At 62.4% G+C, this 16,199-nt stretch carries 14 protein-coding genes; 5 read left to right on the plus strand and 9 right to left on the minus strand.

All coding sequences use genetic code 11. The features are described from left to right. Nucleotides 1–43: 43 nt before the first annotated feature. Both CD928_RS22190 and CD928_RS22195 read right to left on the minus strand, forming a co-directional pair. On the minus strand, nucleotides 44–712 hold the full coding sequence (locus CD928_RS22190) for an SPASM domain-containing protein (RefSeq protein WP_040110185.1): 669 nt from the start codon (nucleotides 710–712) through the stop codon (nucleotides 44–46). A gap of 60 nt (nucleotides 713–772) precedes the next feature. Then, nucleotides 773–3,742: a Tn3 family transposase gene (locus CD928_RS22195; protein ID WP_008603805.1), complete on the minus strand. Its 2,970-nt coding sequence runs from the start codon at nucleotides 3,740–3,742 to the stop codon at nucleotides 773–775. A gap of 173 nt (nucleotides 3,743–3,915) precedes the next feature. Here CD928_RS22195 and CD928_RS22200 point away from each other — a divergent pair, with 173 nt between their 5' ends. After that, entirely contained in the window at nucleotides 3,916–4,476 is a 561-nt protein-coding gene (locus tag CD928_RS22200) for a recombinase family protein (protein ID WP_017184234.1), read from the plus strand. Between the two features lie 84 nt (nucleotides 4,477–4,560). Here the strand turns inward: CD928_RS22200 and CD928_RS22205 are convergent, their stop codons facing one another. From CD928_RS22205 to CD928_RS22220, 4 genes are all read right to left on the minus strand, one after another. Then, on the minus strand, nucleotides 4,561–5,640 hold the full coding sequence (locus CD928_RS22205) for a Cj0069 family protein (protein ID WP_160292464.1): 1,080 nt from the start codon (nucleotides 5,638–5,640) through the stop codon (nucleotides 4,561–4,563). A gap of 88 nt (nucleotides 5,641–5,728) precedes the next feature. Further along, nucleotides 5,729–6,397, minus strand: a complete 669-nt coding sequence (locus CD928_RS22210; RefSeq protein ID WP_017184236.1) for a superoxide dismutase — start codon at nucleotides 6,395–6,397, stop codon at nucleotides 5,729–5,731. Between the two features lie 74 nt (nucleotides 6,398–6,471). Beyond that, the gene (gene chrA / locus CD928_RS22215; protein ID WP_040110184.1) at nucleotides 6,472–7,869 is read right to left on the minus strand and encodes a chromate efflux transporter; all 1,398 of its coding nucleotides are present in this window, start codon (nucleotides 7,867–7,869) and stop codon (nucleotides 6,472–6,474) included. A gap of 2 nt (nucleotides 7,870–7,871) precedes the next feature. Next, nucleotides 7,872–8,822, minus strand: a complete 951-nt coding sequence (locus tag CD928_RS22220) for a chromate resistance protein ChrB domain-containing protein (RefSeq protein ID WP_025160483.1) — start codon at nucleotides 8,820–8,822, stop codon at nucleotides 7,872–7,874. 168 nt (nucleotides 8,823–8,990) lie between these two features. On the opposite strand from CD928_RS22220, the gene CD928_RS22225 reads away from it, so the two are divergent. The 4 genes from CD928_RS22225 to CD928_RS22235 all read left to right on the plus strand — a co-directional run bounded on the left by CD928_RS22225 (nucleotide 8,991) and on the right by CD928_RS22235 (nucleotide 11,921). Continuing rightward, nucleotides 8,991–9,881 (plus strand): DUF1259 domain-containing protein, encoded by an 891-nt coding sequence (locus CD928_RS22225; protein ID WP_008603797.1) that lies wholly within the window; start codon nucleotides 8,991–8,993, stop codon nucleotides 9,879–9,881. Continuing rightward, complete coding sequence (locus tag CD928_RS22230; RefSeq protein WP_228165648.1) at nucleotides 9,878–10,282, plus strand: PepSY domain-containing protein; 405 nt, start codon at nucleotides 9,878–9,880, stop codon at nucleotides 10,280–10,282. The genes CD928_RS22225 and CD928_RS22230 overlap by 4 nt, the downstream gene beginning before the upstream one ends. Before the next feature lie 75 nt (nucleotides 10,283–10,357). Then, nucleotides 10,358–10,684 (plus strand): Rap1a/Tai family immunity protein, encoded by a 327-nt coding sequence (locus tag CD928_RS24080; protein ID WP_223178489.1) that lies wholly within the window; start codon nucleotides 10,358–10,360, stop codon nucleotides 10,682–10,684. Between the two features lie 460 nt (nucleotides 10,685–11,144). After that, nucleotides 11,145–11,921 carry an NUDIX hydrolase gene (locus tag CD928_RS22235; RefSeq protein WP_040110198.1) on the plus strand — a complete coding sequence of 259 codons (777 nt, stop codon included), beginning with the start codon at nucleotides 11,145–11,147 and terminating at the stop codon, nucleotides 11,919–11,921. A 60-nt stretch (nucleotides 11,922–11,981) separates the two neighbouring features. Here the strand turns inward: CD928_RS22235 and CD928_RS22240 are convergent, their stop codons facing one another. The 3 genes from CD928_RS22240 to CD928_RS22250 are packed head-to-tail and all read right to left on the minus strand — an operon-like array spanning nucleotide 11,982 to nucleotide 16,195. After that, nucleotides 11,982–12,959 (minus strand): alpha/beta fold hydrolase, encoded by a 978-nt coding sequence (locus CD928_RS22240; RefSeq protein ID WP_231750251.1) that lies wholly within the window; start codon nucleotides 12,957–12,959, stop codon nucleotides 11,982–11,984. An 18-nt stretch (nucleotides 12,960–12,977) separates the two neighbouring features. Then, on the minus strand, nucleotides 12,978–14,585 hold the full coding sequence (locus CD928_RS22245; protein WP_040110200.1) for an NAD(P)/FAD-dependent oxidoreductase: 1,608 nt from the start codon (nucleotides 14,583–14,585) through the stop codon (nucleotides 12,978–12,980). Next, on the minus strand, nucleotides 14,582–16,195 hold the full coding sequence (locus CD928_RS22250; RefSeq protein ID WP_040110201.1) for an acyl-CoA synthetase: 1,614 nt from the start codon (nucleotides 16,193–16,195) through the stop codon (nucleotides 14,582–14,584). The genes CD928_RS22245 and CD928_RS22250 overlap by 4 nt, the downstream gene beginning before the upstream one ends. Nucleotides 16,196–16,199 lie beyond the last annotated feature (4 nt).

Genomic DNA, 16,199 nt, shown 5'->3' on the forward strand with positions numbered 1-16,199 from the left:
TTACACGCTTTCGCTGTCCGGCAACCGAAGCGCTGCTCGAAATCTAATTTGCGATTTTGTCGGGGGTCAGTTGATCGCGCAAGTCGATCGGGGCGCGCGGGGGGCGCGGCTTTCCCGACACTTTGAAACAGGATGCGCACAGCGAAAATGATTGGCGCCCGTCGATTTCGAGCCGCTCTCTAAACGCGGACGCTCTGCCGATGATAGCATCCATGGAATCATTGCGGAGATTGCCAAGGAGCGCCTCCGGATTGGCAATTTGCGTGAGGATGCATGGCGACACGTCCCCCGTCGGCGACACGGATAAGCTGTAGCCGGCCCAAAAACAGGCTCCATTGGGCTGCGGGCCGCGCGCGTCCGCCTGCCAATGGAGCGTCGGATCGAGGCTGTCGTTGTAGGTGGGATCGGACCCATTTGCCACGATCGGGGTGACTCGCTGCCAAACGTCGCATTGCGCCGCTAGGTTCAGAAATTCCGCATCGTATGTAGCTTCGTCGACCCCGAGATCGAGCTGATAAAGGCTGACGTGCGGCCACGCGCTTTCGCCACGATGACGGAGAAGGCAGTGCCCCCCCCTTACGGCTCGCCGGAAACTGTCCTTTCCACGATTGCTGTCGTGCGCCTGCTCGTTGCCGCCGTCTATCGACAGATAGACATGGTAAGGCTGCCGAATTCTACATAGGCTTTCAGCCACTCGATTGCCGAGCAGCATGGCGTCACCTCAAGGTTTGTGCGCCAGACAACGATTTGGCGGACATAATGAGAACACTGGCTATGCCACGAGTTTGAGGCGGGCCATGGGATCGTTGAGGGTGCGGAACTCGCCAGGGGAGAGCCGGTTTGCCCTTTGCCACAGATAGTCGCCGGTCAAACTGATATGCACCCAGCCCATCGGCGAGAGATGGGCAAGCAGCGCATCATCGAAGGTGCCGCCGGATGATTGGAGATGCTGGGCGGCCCTGTCCATATAGACGGTGTTCCAGTAAGAAATCGCCGCGATCAGCAGATTGAGGCCCGATGCCCGATATTCCTGATTCTCGATCGAGCGATCGGTGAACCGCCCCTGTCGGTTGGTGTAGATCGCGGCGGCAAGGGTATGACGTGCTTCGCCTTTATTGAGGCCGGCCTGGCAGGCGCGACGCAAGTCGGGCTGTTCAAGCCAGTCGAGCGCAAATAGCGTCCGCTCGATGCGGCCGAGTTCGGCCAGCGCAAAATCCAGCCTGTTCTGGCGCTTGTAGGCGGCCAGCTTGCGCAGGATCGCGGAGGGCGCAACGGCTCCTTCCTTAATGGAGGCGACGATCCTGACGATGTCATCCCAATCGGCTTCGATCGCCGCCGTCTTGATCGTGCGGCCCATGAGGCTTTCGATGCCTTTGTAGGTCGAAGGCGCGGCGATCGAGCCGAGTTTCCGGTCGGCGATGTCGCGCAGACGGGGCACGAACCGGAAGCCGAGAAGATGGCAAAGGGCAAAGACATGGTCCGTCGCGCCGCCGGTATCAGTGTAATGCTCATGCAGCGGTAGCGCGCCGGCGCCGAGCATCAGGCCATCCAGCACGTAGGGGGCCTCGCCGGCGGTGGCCGACATGATCCGCGATCCGAACGAGGCAAAATGATCGGACAGGTGGGAGTAGATCTTCAGGCCCGGCTCGCTGCCATATTTCGCATTGATGTCGGCCGCCGCCGATCGGTTGCGGCCCGAGCGGAAGAACTGCCCATCGGAGGATGAACTAGTGCCGGCTCCCCAATGGCGCGTGAAAGGAAGATCATGGTGCGCGGCAACGATCATCCCCAACGCGGCCTGATAGTTTTCGGGCGACAAATACCAGTTGTGGGTCCAGGCAAGCTGGGCGTAGCTCACCCCGTCGCTGGCGTTGGCCATGCGCTCTAGACCCAGATTCGATCCATCAGCGAGAATGGCGGCGAGGATCGCGTGCGGGTTGTCATGCTCCTTGCCGGACCGAAGATCGCGAAATGCGCTCAGGAACCCGGTGCGCTCGGCCACCTCGACCAGGAGTTCGGTGATCCGCACGCGCGGAAGCAAGGCGTCGAGCCTGCGATCGAGAGCCTCCGCCTCGGGTGGAGTGATCGCCGGCATGGGTTGCAGCTTGAGCCGGTCGCGTTCGAGCGCCACGCCCGCGAGCCTGTTCGCCTTGAGTTGCTTGGCGAAACGGCGCAGCCGCCAGTCGAGCGTCCTTGCCCGCTCCTCCAGATAGGCGGCCGCATCGGTCTGGAATGGCAGGCTGTCGGCCACCTTATCGGCATCGCGTCGACTCAGCAAATAGGTGTCGAAGCGGCGATAATTGCGGGTTCCTTCGACCCATATGTCGCCGGCGCGCAACCGATCGCGCAGCGTGGCCATGATGGCCGTCTCGTATCGCCGGCGATCGACCTGGCCACCTTCGGTGATGAGGCGCTTCCACTGCCGGTTGGCGAATGGGAGCGGAACGCCCTCGGGCAGGCTGCGGGCCTTGCGGGCATTGGTATCGCGGATGACCTCGATGGCCTTGACCAGTTGCGATCCGCTCCCCGATGCCTTGAACGTGAATGTATCGAGGAAAGCCGGGCTGAACCGCCGCAGCGTCGCATAGCGACCAGTCGCCGCGACAAGCGCATCTTCGCCCGCCAGCTCGGCCAGCGCATCGACCTGCGATTTGGCTGCGACCAGTCTGTGCCAGCCTACCGCTTCGTCGATCAGTTCGAGCGGATTACCGCCATGTTCGACCGCCTCTCCCAGCGCGGCGATCGTCGCGCCGAACAGCCGCATAAGTTCGCCGACCGAGCGGATGCTGTCCTGATAGCGCCTTTCCCGCCCGCGCCGCGCCCGTGTGAACAGGCTTCCGACAAGCCTGTCGAACATCTGGATCGCACCATCGGCGAGCCTGGCATCGAGGTCGATGACCGCCGCGATCAGCGTCGCGCGGCGCCTGTTAAGGCTATAATCGGAGAGCAGGAACGCCGGCGCAACGCCACCTTCGCGCATGAACTGCGCGAACCGGAAGTCGGGGATTTTCGCGCCGATCGCCGGGTCGATGCCGATTCCGCGCACATAGCGTAGCCGTTCCAGCAGCCCGTTGATGTTCGCCGTGGTGGGCGCTTCCTCGAAATTGCGCAGCCAGGCCAGCGGCGTCATGCCGAAGTCGCTGTTGTTGACGATCAGATCATCGATCCGCGCCAGTTCGGCATGACCCAGGCTTTCGACAATGAGCGCCGCCGCGGCTTTGCGGGCGCGTGCCCTGCCGGCGAGGCCCGCACGTTCGAGCGTGTCTGCCGATGGAAGAATGAAGCGTTCCTGCTTCAGCCCCTCCATCAATGCGCGGACAATAGGTTCGCCCCGATCGGTCCGCTCCGCAGCTCTTGCGGCGAGATCGAGCGCGAGCGGTATATCCCCTCGCCGAAAAGGGTGTAGCCCCAGATGCCGTGCCGCAATGTCGGCATGATCGTTACGTGTTTGCGCGCGCTGGCCATAGTCGGCGAACGCATCAACATCGACGAAGAGCTGGGCGGCGAGATAGTGAAGGACCGCATCGGGGACGTCGACGTCGGGCTGCAAACCGAAGCCGGGATGCCGCATAAGCGCGATCTGCGTTGCCAGACCGAGGCGGTTGGCAGGGCGATAGCGGCGACCGACCAGTTCGAGATCCTCGGCGGCAAGGGTATAGTGGCCGACGATCGCGGTTTCGTCATGGGGGATATCGAACAGGCGACGCCTTTCTTCTCCGGTCAATAATCGCCGCCGCGCCATCCTGCCTCCATCCCGAGTCGAGAGCGACAGGCTAGCGTCAATCTGGAGTATAGCCTAACCGGACGTCAGGATGCAGCGGCGGTTTCTGTCAGGATAGGGTTATGGCAAGCATTTATTGACGCATGTTCCGCCGTGTCATAGAATTCAACCTGACATTTTGACCGGAGGCGGCGATGAAAGGCCAGAGGATCGGTTACGTCCGGGTGAGCACATTCGATCAGAATGTCGATCGCCAGTTGGACGGGCAGTCGCTCGACCGGATTTTCACCGACAAGGCATCGGGCAAGGACATCAACCGCCCCGAACTCGATGCCATGCTCGCCTTCGCCCGCGAGGGTGACACCGTCGTGGTCCACAGCATGGATCGATTGGCGCGTAATCTCGACGATCTGCGCAAACTGGTTCAGTCCCTCACCAAAAGAGGCGTCCGGATCGAGTTCGTTAAGGAAAGCCTGGCCTTCTCGGGCGAGGATTCCCCGATGGCCAACCTGATGCTCTCGGTCATGGGTGCGTTCGCCGAATTCGAGCGCGCCCTGATCCGGGAGCGGCAGCGCGAAGGCATTGCGGTCGCCAGACAACGCGGTGCTTATCGCGGGCGGAAACGTTCCCTCTCCGACGAAATGGTCGCCGAGCTGCACCGCCGTGTTGATGACGGCGAGCGCAAGGCCGTCATCGCCCGTGACCTGGGGATCAGTCGCGAAACCCTCTACCAGTATCTCCGCGCTGCCACCTGAGCCGGTTTCACCCAGCCTCGCTCACCCTTAGGCTTGTCTGATTGATACGACCAATGTCACGTCTCTTGAATTGCTTGAATCATATCAATGAGGATTGGAGGTCTCCTTCGTCAAACGAATGGCAAGAGCGCGACCGATTGCCGCTGCGGCGACTGGCTGGACGGCGCTTGGCGGAAATGGTGCAACCGAACTAGCATTGATCTCGCAAAGCGCATAGGAGCCATCGCTGATGGCTTCACCAGGGCGAAATAGGAAGTCGGCGTCCCAAAGAAGCGGAAGATCGTGGTCGGCGATCGACAGCAACCTTTGCATCTCTGGAATCCAGCGATCCTCCATCGCTTTCCGTAAGGCTACGAAGCGCGTCACCTCCGGTCCGAACATGGCGCGGCCCATCGGCTGTGGGGTTGACGACGTTGTATCAATGGCCGTTGGCGTCATCAGCGCAGTGATCAGGTTGTGCCCAAAGCCAACCACTCGGTGCCCGCACACGTAGCAGCGGACCATGCCCTCGGACGACTGCGGCTGATAAGCCTGATCGATCAGCACGCCGCCGTCGTTTAGAAACGGCACCCACCTTTCCAAGCACTCGGCTAGGCTGATGCGCTCCGATTTGCTTCCTTGGCGGGCCTCTTGAACTTTCACCGACGTTTTCAAAGCCGGAGCGTTTCCCGCTTCGTCTAGTTGGACACGCCATACATTCCTGCCGCCGTTGCCGTAGTTCGGCTTCAGCACGCGCGGGCCTGCGGCAAGATGTTCGGGGAAACGAGCGCGAAGGCCTTCAGCGTCCACGTATCGATCGACATCGCTGCCCCATTCCATGGATCGCGTTGTGTAGAGCACTTCCTTGACGCCGATTTTGGCGATCACGTCAGGATGCGCGCTGACGACAACGCCGCACCCCGCGACTTCGCGCAGCATTGGATCGAGCTGCGAGCGGTCGCCTGAAATGTCCAACGGATTCACCCAGACCAGCACTGCGTCGCACGACAGCAGCTCGTCCCGAATCTCGCGAACCGCCTCGTCCCTGTACAGTACAGGCCTTGCGGTCGCCCCGAGCGCCCGCAAGGCCTGCATTATCGGCCACTGCCGGGCTTCATGAAAGCGATGCGTCCACTCGGCTGCTTGCCCACGCCAAAGAAGAGCGATGTACGGGCCGGATGTCATTGTTGCATCTCCCCATCGGACCTGTCCCCTTTGTGGTCGCGAACTCAGGTGTCGCGCAGCAGTGGGTGTTAAGCCACGGCGGTCGGGTTCAGCCGCCGCCGCGCAAAGCCGCGGCATAGCGCCGGTCGACCACTTCCCAGTCGATGTTGCGGAAGAAGGCGTCGACATATTTGGCGGCGGCGGTGCCGTAATCCATGTGGAAACTGTGCTCGTACATATCGAGCGCGAGCAGCGGCACGCCGGCAATCGCACCGTGCATATGATCCCACGCCCAATGGTTGTGCAGCGAGCGCGTGTGGAGATTGTAGACGAGCACGCACCAGCCCGATCCGCCGGCAAGGCTCATCCCGGTACGGCGGAAGTCGGCTTCCCAGCGGTCGAACGAGCCGAACGCCGCGCCCAGCGCGTCGCGGATGGAACCGGCTGCCTGGCCGTTGCCGCCGAGCCCGTCGAAATAGACCTCATGGAGCACGACCGAGCCGGTGCGGTGCAGCTCCTCGCGCTTCAATCCGCCATAGACCACCGGCGGCAGGTCCGTGTCAGCGAGCGCGGCGGCAAGTCGTGTCTCGATCATATTCAGGGCCTTGACCGAGCCCGCATAATTGTTCTCGTGGTGCGATGTGATCAGCCTTTCGGAGAGGCCGTGAAGCCTGGCGGGATTGAACCTGAGCGGCTTGACCTGATGATTTCCGGCAAAGGCGGGGACAGCCGCCGGCGCTGCGGCCGGCGTCTGCGCAGAGGCTTCGTTGATAGTCATGGCGGCGGCTCCGATGCCAAGAGTTGCGATTGCACTGCGTCGGGAAAGATGGTCGATCGTCACGCGTCACTCCTTCAGATGATCATTACATATGCGGCCCCGAGGACCGAGCAGACGCCGAGCACCGGCAGCATGCCGGCCTTGAACCGGAACATGGCGAGTATCGCACCCACCGCGAGCGCCAGCGCCGGCCAGTTGACGGACGTTAGGACTGGGAGATCGATGGTGCCGGCTGCGAACGGCACTTCGCGGACTTGCTCGAACAGAGTGTGGATACCAAACCAGACCGCCAGATTGAGGATCACGCCGACCACTGCGGCGGTGATCGCCGAAAGCGCGGCCGACAATGCGCGGTTGCCGCGCAGCCGCTCGATGAATGGCGCGCCGGCGAAGATCCACAGGAAGCATGGCAGGAAGGTAACCCAGGTGGTGAGGATTGCGCCGAAGGTCGCGGCGACGAGCGGCGGCAGCCCGGTCGCTTCGCGGAAGGCCGCGAGGAAGCCGACGAACTGCGTCACCATGATCAGCGGCCCGGGCGTGGTCTCGGCCATGCCGAGCCCGTCGAGCATCTCGCCGGGCTGGAGCCAGCCATAGGTCTCGACTGCCTCCTGCGCGACATAGGCGAGCACCGCATAGGCGCCGCCGAAGGTCACCACCGCCATCTGGCTGAAGAAGGTGGCGATGCGGCTGAACACGTCGTCGGGGCCGAACGCGAACAGCAGCGCTGCGACCGGCCCGAGCCAGAGCAGCAGCAGGACGCCGGAGATGCGCAGCGACCAGGAAAGGTTCGGCCGCGCATGGTCGGGAAGGCCCTCGCCAAGAGCGGTGTCGCGGTCGTGGATTATCTCAGCGCCGGCGGGACCATGTCCGCCGCCGCCCTTGAATGCGGCGTAACCAGCGCGGCCACCGAAGAAGCCGATCAGCGCGGCGGCAAGCACGATCAGCGGGAAGGGCACGTCGAGCACGAAGATCGCGACGAACGCCAGCGCGGCAAAACCGCGCATGACGTTGTTCTTCAAGGCACGCGAACCCACCCGGACCACCGCCTGTAGCACCACCGCCAGCACGGCGGCCTTCAATCCGAAGAACAATCCCTCGACCAGCGGCACTTCGCCGAGCAGCACATAGACATAGCTGAGCCCTAAAATCGCGAGGAAGCCGGGCAGCACGAATAGCGCGCCCGCGACCAGGCCGCCCTTGGTCTTATGGAGCAACCAGCCAATATAGACAGCTAGCTGTTGCGCTTCAGGGCCGGGCAGCAGCATGCAATAGTTGAGCGCGTGGAGGAACCGCTCCTCGCCGATCCAGCGCTTCTCCTCGACCAGGATGCGATGCATCACCGCTATCTGGCCCGCCGGTCCGCCGAAGCTGAGCAGCGCGACCCTGATCCAGACGCGCACCGCCTCGCCAAAGCTGATGCCGTGCTCGTGCAGCGTCTCGACTGCGATTTCAGCGCGTGCGCTGGCCTCCATCTTTAGTCCTCTTTTCGCCGGGTGAAGTGAGCATAGAATCCGTCGAGCGCGGTCGATCCGCGCGCGATCCGCTCCTCGTCGTCGTCGGTGCCGGCACAGATGCCGGCGATAAGCGCGCTCACTCCCGGAGTTTCCGGGCGCTCGAACCGAGCATCGGCAATATCAAGGTCGTGAACAATTTCGCCGAGCGCCCGCAGCGCGGGGTCGGTCTCGAGACCGGTGAGGAACACCAAGGTCTCGAAGGAGCAGCGGTCGCCTTCGTGGGTGAACTCAGCGTCCGCCATGTCGAACCTCAGTTCGTCAGGCTCCGGCACATATCCTTTGCCCTCGACGAACTTGAAGCTCGCCTCGGGGTCGATGAAGCGGCGAATGAGCCAGGCGGACGCGATGCGATCGACATGGACATGGCGGCGCGTCACCCAAACGCGGCGCTTTAGCTCCGCCGGGGTCAGCTCGGGCGCACCGGGGCCGCTCACATCGGGATGTTGGTGAGAGCGGCGGTCCGCCTCGGTGATGGCGGCCTGTGCCGCCTGCCGACCATGCGCACCGAAAAAGTCGATCGCGGCGACCTCGTTCAGGCGTTTGCGCAGGCGGCCCACATCCGCCGCCGCGACATACTCGCCCTCACACAGCGCGCGCGCCTCGCGTGCCAACTCCTCATAGTCGGCGTCACGCGCAGCGTCGAACACTCCGCGCAGCTCCGCATCGCCCATGCCGCCGACAAGGCGCGCTTCGAGGATCAGCGCCTCGCCGCCATTTTCGGTGATCTCGCGATGCAGTTCTTCGAACAGCGCGCGCGTGTCCTCGCGATTGGGGAGCGCATGGACGGCGTTCTTGAGCGGCGCGGCCCCGATCGCCTGCAAACGCCGCCAGACCTTCACCCGCAAATAGGCAGGCTTAGCCGGAAGCTGCGGGATCAGGAGCAACCAAGGGGAAGCTTGTGTGTTTGTCATAGTTGTATCGTCACTAGCCTACAAGTGTAAGGGTTGCATCACAAGCCTCATGAGCATAGGACTGCTTATCCCGAAGAAAGAAACCGGAGCGCAATGTCGCGGCTCGCCGGCGGCGCGCTCGCATGACGTGAGGCTTTCCGTGTCGAGTGCGCTGATGAAGGATCAATTATGCTGAAAAAGACCATCGCCTTGGGATTCGCCAGCCTCCTGCTGGCAAGCCCGGCATGGGCAGCGCCGGACTGGTCGGCTGTCGACCGGGCGATAGGACGAGCGGGGGCCGAACAGCCGGGGGGCGTTCACCGCTACAGCTTCCCGCGTTCGGACCTGAGCGTCACGCTGGATGGGGTGACGATCAAGCCCTCCCTCGCGCTCGGCTCTTGGGCGGCGTTTCAGCCGATGGGCGACGAGGCGATGGTGATGGGCGATCTCGTGCTGACCCACGACGAGGTGAACCCCGTTTTGAGCCGCCTGCTCGCAAGCGGTTTTACGATCACCGCGCTCCACAATCACCTGCTCCGCTCTTCGCCTGCGACCATGTACATGCACATTGCCGGCCACGGCGACCCGGTGAAGCTCGCGGCCGCGCTCCGGCAAGCGCTATCAGCCAGTCGGACCCCGCTCGCCGCGCCGCAATCGCCTTCGGCCAGCGCAGCCGCATCGCGGCTCGACCTCGATGTGGCCGCGCTCAACCGGTTGATGGGCGGTGAGGGCAAGACGGCCGGTGGCATCCTCCAATACAGCTTTCCGCGCGCCGAGCGGCTGATGGACGGCGATATGGAGACTCCGCCGACGATGGGCACGGCGACCGCGATCAACTTTCAGCCAACCGGGGACGGCCGAGCCGCCATCACCGGCGATTTCGTACTTGTCGCAAACGAGGTCGATCCGGTCCTGCGCGTGCTGCGGACGAACGGGATCGAGGTCACGGCGCTGCATAATCATATGCTAAACGACGAGCCGCGGCTGTTCTTCATGCACTTCTGGGCCAACGACGACGCAGCCAAGCTCGCCCGTGGGCTGCGCGCGGCGCTCGACAGGATGAACAATCAGAGGAGTTGAACTCGGACGACGGCTCATTGGGCCGTAACCGCCGCCCGCCCGACCCCACGGCCCTTATGCAGGAAGTGGAATGGAACATGGCTAGCAAACGAACTCTCACTGTTGTCGCAGGCGTGGGCGCGGCCGCGCTGGCGATCGCGGGCGTGGCGATCGCGCAAAACCACGAGGCGAACGAAAACCGGATAATCGGCAAGCACAGCGAACGAGACATCCCGCTTGCTCAGGTGCCCGAGGCCGCGATGAACGCGGCACGCGCGCAACTCGCGTCAATAAGCAAAGCGGAGCAAGTCACCCGAAAGGCGGACGGAAGCACGCTCTATGAAATCAAGGGCAAGAACAGCGACGGAAAGACGATCGAACTGTTCGTCACGCCCGAAGGCCAGGTGCTCGGCCGCGAATGATGGATCAGCACGGGGCGCCGGCCGTCGAGGGCCGTGCGCCCCTTCCGAAATGATACTGCGGAATAGGAGACGAAAATGCGGCCAAGGCGATGGATATTGTTATGCGCCGCTTTGGCCGCCCTGCCTGATAGTGCGATCGGCCAAACCGAACCCGCGTCGGCGACGGGCTCGGCGTTGTTCGTAAGCTGTCAAGCGAATGAGCCGCGATGCGGCGCTTACCTCCAAGGCGTGCTCGACATGATGATCGTCGCGCGAAAAGCGGAATGCCGCGCTCCACGCTATGACCGATCGGCGCTGCGCGCGGCATATTTACGCTGGGCGGAGCAGAATAGCTATTTTATGAGTGTTCATATGGTGGCCGGAGCTGAACGCTCGTTAGCGAAGGCTTGGCCATGTCAGTAGCATCGTACCCCGCGGCGTAGCCTGCCCGGCGGCTGCCTTTGAGGGCAGGCGGAGCGTCCGCCTGGCGGTGAATTCCGCCAGCTCAACGATCCCATGTCGCGCCTCAAGCTCGCTAATTAGCCGATGTTCGCATTATGTCTGCCAAATCGTTGTCTGGCGCACAAACCTTGAGGTGACGCCGAGTCCGAAGGGTGATTTCACAAGCGATGGCGCTGCGATTGATCGCCGCCGAATAGTTGCCCGGGTTGCCTTTCCTGGAGAAGCCGAAGTAGGATCCTGACCATGTCCTCGCCCAAGCAATTCAAGATCATTCTGCGCCTCTATAGCGGAGTGGAAATTCCGATTGGGCCCGGGAAAGCTGACTTGCTCGACGCCATCAGGGGATTCGGTTCGAGCTCGGCGGCCGGCCGGGCTTTTTGGCCTGCTCCCGATCGGTCGGCACGACAGTAGAAGGAAGAGCATGATGCACCACGAAGAGTCAGCACTCGAGCCCAAACTGGCAGCCACCATTCTGCTTCTACGCGATGAGCCTGAGTTTCAGGTGCTGATGGTCAAGCGGCACCAGCAGATAGATTTTGCCTCAGGCGCGCTCGTCTTTCCTGGCGGCAAACTGCACGACCGGGATGCAGATCCTGCCTGGGCCGAACACTGTACTGGGTGGCCCCAATTCGACGAGGTGCAGCGGAAACTTCGGATCGCCGCGATTCGCGAAGTATTCGAAGAGGCGGGAATTCTCCTTGCCCACCACCGTGACGGCAGGCTTTTCGAGCACAGCTGTGAACCAGCGGTGCGCAGCGCCGTAGATCGGGGAGATCTGGCCTTCCTCGACGTTGTGCGCGACCTTGGTGTACAATTGCGGCTTGATGCATTGAGGGTATTTGCGCGCTGGATCACGCCGCCAATCATGCCAAAGCGCTTCGACACCTTTTTCTACGTCGTCCATGCCCCCGCCAATCAAGTCGCCGCTTGCGACGGTCATGAAACCGTCGATGCCGAATGGATAGCTCCAAGGGATGTTTTGCGCCTAGCCGGAAGCGGCGAACGAACGGTCATTTTCCCGACCCGGATGAATGTGCAGTTGCTTTCCGAAGCAAGCGATGCGTCGGACTGTCTGCGTCGCGCCGAAGAGCGGCCACTCGTTACCGTGCTTCCCCGGCTTGAAGAACGGAACGGCCAGCGCGTCCTCGTCATACCCGACAATGCTGGTTATGGTCCCGTTGTTGAAATTGTCGGTTGAGGCCTGACCATCGCATGATCAACAGTCTTGGAACTTGGGTGATTCCGAAGCCTCCTCACCTCAGTCCGAAGCGGCCTCATGCCATTGAGCCAGCAAAGCGCGCACGGCGGTCACAAAAGCCAGCGGCTGATCGAGCATCAGGTGATGGCGTGCTCCCGGAACAGCGATTATCTGGATGTCTTTTCCGCCAAGATCGTGCACGAAATCCCTCGAGTCACGTGTGAACAGCAAGCTTTCCTCGCCATGGATGATCGCCTTGCGGCCTGGCGCCGCCACAAGTTTCGTGCCGATTGTAAGCCAATCGGTGCGCGCATTGTCGCGCTTGAAAACTGCGGGTGAGAACTTCCAACTCCAACCGCCTTCGACCCTTCGCAACGAATGATAGGCCATATAGTCGAACAGGAACGGTTCCCCGACTTGCTGCGGCGGCGATAGCTTGTAACGGCCGCGCGCAGTCGCAAAGTCCGGGTAGATGCGGAGCGGCTTGTCGGGATTGCCTGAACCCGGGCTGGTGTGGCCGCCCGCCCAGAATGCTTCAAGCATGGCGGGGCGCAGGGTCATCATGTCGCAAATGGCTGCACCGGCAAAGCCTCCGGGCAATTGTTCGAGCGCTTCCAGCGCGACGCTGGCACCGAAGCTGTGCGCGACGATCGCTGGTTTCGGGGCGCCGTCGAACAGACCCAGCGCCCGCGCCACCCCGATCATTTCGCGGCCTCTCGCCGCTAAGTCGCAATTTTCGCGCACCGCGCTGTCGCCCATCGCAGACAGGTCGTAGGCCACAACGTCGTAATCCTTTGCGAGGAATGGCGCGATGAATGCGAAACAGCGGGCGTGGGCGAGGAAGCCATGGGTCATCAACACCGGTGGCGCTCCGCGGCGGCCCCACCGGAAATAGTGGATCCTGGTGCCATCGACCTCGACGAAGCCTTCATCGCGGGGAACGGCAAGGGCATCGACAAACCATCGGGGCAATTCTTCAGGGTTCGGCGCCCACTCTGGATCGATATCGCCAAGGCCGTTCGTTATGTCACTCGACAAGGTAATCTCCGATAAAATTCACGACCCCAGCGTGAAGCCCCGATAGCCATTCGCGGTGACGTCCGCGCAGATCTGGGCATAGGTTGACACACTCGGGAAGTTGATGAGCTGGCGCTTCTTGCCCGGGATATTGTCACCCATGTACCAGGACCTGGCTTTGGGAAAGAGCGTCATCGCGCCGATCTGTTCGACCATTTCGGTCCATTCGCATTCCGCCGCCGGGTCGGGCTCAAACCGCGTGAACCCCTCGTTCCTCAGGTGAAGGAGGAAATCCGTTGTCCAGTCACCCTGCAGCTCGGCAGCAGTCGGACCGTTCGAAAATCCGGACGGGCTCAGCGGGCCGTAGTGAAAAAGCATGTTGGGGAAGCCGGTAACCGAATAGCCTAGATAGGCGCGCACCCCGTCCTTCCACGCCTCGCCCAGGTCAAAGCCTTCGGTGCCGCGAAGCTTCATGTCGATCAGTCCGCCGCTACCGGCATCGAAGCCTGTAGCGAACACAATAATGTCGCATTCGATCAGGGCGCTCGCGGTCTCGATTCCTGAGGTGACCACGCGCACGATCGGATCGTGCTTGAGATCGACCAGCGACACATTGCCCTGCGCGAATATCTCGTAGTAGTTCTGTTCGAGCGATGGACGTTTCGTACCGAAGGGATGCGGCGGTTCCATCGGCGCCAATGCCTCGTGAAGCGAGGGATCGGCAATCCGCGCGCGGACCCTGTCGCGCCAGAAATCGTAGGCGAAGCGGTTGGCCCGTTCATCGGTCAGCAGGTCGGAGAAATTGTTGTACCAGAACCGCAGGCCGCCGGCTCGCCATAGACGTTCGAAAGTTGCGGTACGTTCGACTGCATCGACGTCGAGCGCGCTGATTTCCATTCGATCGGCGTCGAAGCCGCCGTTCGAGGTCTGCCGTTTGGCAAAGATCGCGCGATAGGCAGCCTTTTCCTGCGCTTGCTGCTCAAGGCTCAGTGGCTGCTGCTGCATCGGCAGAGCCAGGATCGGGGTGCGCTGGAACAAGGTCAGCTGCGCGGCGTCGCGCGCGGCTTCCTGCGCCACCTGGACACCGCTTGCCCCGGTTCCGATAATTGCCACCCGCTTTCCGGCGAACGAAAGTCCGCCCTGCGGCCAGTGCGCGGTATGGTGCCGTTCGCCTGCAAAAGACTCAAGGCCGACAATGTCAGGAGTATAGGATTTGGCGGCGAAGCCAGCGCACGGTAGCAAGAACCGCGCGCTGATCTGCTCGCCTTGCGGCGTATCGACACGCCAGACATTGTTGTCGCCATCGAAGCGGGCACCGGACACCCGCGTCCCCATGGCCATGTCGGCCCAGAGCTCCAGCTTGTCGCAAACATAGCGGAAATATCGTCGCAACTCACCGCCGCCGGGGAACCGTTCGCTCCAGGTCCAGTCCTGCCACAGCTCGGGCAGCGAGAATTCGTAGATCGGAACGTGCGAATCGACCCGGGCACCGGGATAACAGTTCCAGTACCAGATCCCGCCTGGCTCCGCGGCGGCGTCGATCAGCTTTGCGCGAAACCCCGCCTCACGCAGCCGATGGAGCAGATAGATGCCGCTGAAGCCCGCGCCGATTATCAGCGCATCGCAGTCAGGTTCAGGTGTGCTCATCGCGCGTCGCTCAGCTTGGCAGCGATTTGCGCAGCACCCTTGTAGTCCGCCTTGCCATTGGGCGCGCGCAGCGCCATCGCGGTTGCGAAAACGGCCTTGGGGGTCTTGTAGCCCGCCAGCTTGCTGCGGACGTGTTTCTTCACCTCCGTTTCATTGAGCGTTTCGCCCGCTGCGAGGTGAACCACCGCAGTCACCGCCTGGCCCCACTTGTCATCGGGCACCCCCACGACAAGCGCATCCTCGATCGCCGGATGGGTCTTGAGCGCTTCCTCGACCTCTTCGGGATAGACCTTTTCGCCCGCGGTGTTGATGCAGACGCTGCCCCGGCCGAGCAGGGTCAGGCTGCCATCGGGCTCGACCGTGCACCAGTCTCCGGGAATCGAATAGCGGACACCGCCGATGGTCTTGAAAGTTCGCGCCGATTTTTCAGGATCCTTGTAATATTCGAGCGGGATCGGTCCCTTGAGCGCGATGAACCCCGGTGTGCCGCTGCCCGGAAGCACCAGCTGGTCGTTCTCGTCGAACACGTCGCACATGCTGCCGATGGTGAACTTGGCGGTTTCCGTAGTCCCCGCAGCCGTGGTCACCGAGCGGCCGAAACCCAGCCCTTCGGAAGCCCCGAAGCTGTCCATCAAGGCCACCTGCGGAATGTGCCCGATCAGCCCCTGCTTGACTTCCTTGCTCCACATCACGCCCGATGAAACGATGGTGATCAGGCTGGACATGTCGAACCGGCCGGGGTTTTCGTCGAGCACCTTGAGCATCGGCTTGGCGAAGGCATCGCCAACAATCGCGATCGATTGCACCTTGTTCCGCTCGACCGCATCCCACAGCTCGACCGCGTCGAGCGATGGGTTGTCCAGCGTGACAAGGCATCCGCCCGAAGCCAGGGTGCCGATCGCGGTGATGAACCCGGTTCCGTGCATCAGCGGGCAGGCCGGCAAGGTCATCCGCCCGGGTCCGTCGGTGCGGATCATCGCGACCGCCTCGTCAAGGCTGTCGGGCACCGGCGCGAGCAGGCGCTGCGCATCGAGCTGCGCTTCGCGCATGTCGGTGTGGCGCCAGACTACGCCTTTGGGCATGCCGGTGGTCCCGCCAGTATAGATGAACAACTCGTCGTGCGGTGACCGTTCGATCCCTAATGGCGAGCCATCCCCCGCTGCTGCCAGGTCCTCGTAGGCAAGCGCAAACGGTGCCTTGGCCGCCGCATCGCCGATTTCGACGAAGATCTTGGCCTTTGCCAACCGATCCTTCAGTTCGACGATGCAATCGCGGAATTCGGCGCTGTAGAAAATGGCCTCGCTGTCGGAATCGTCGAAGATGTAGAACACCTCCTCGGGGCGGTAGCGATAGTTGATGTTCACATGGGTGAACCGGCCTTTGAAGCAGGCCGCCATCAGTTCGCCGTATTCGGGGCGGTTGCGCATGTAGAACGCCACCTTGGCTCCCGGCGAGAGGCCATGGGCCGCGAGCGACCGGGCGATATTGTTCGACCGCGCACCCATTTCGGCCCAGGTGATGACGCGCGCGCCGTGGATCAGAGCCGGGGTGTCTGCGGGAAGCGCAGGCTCGATCGCATCAAGAATGTCACCAAGATTCCACTGCGCCATTCGA

This window comes from Sphingopyxis sp. GW247-27LB, assembly GCF_002277025.1.
Lineage (GTDB): Bacteria > Pseudomonadota > Alphaproteobacteria > Sphingomonadales > Sphingomonadaceae > Sphingopyxis.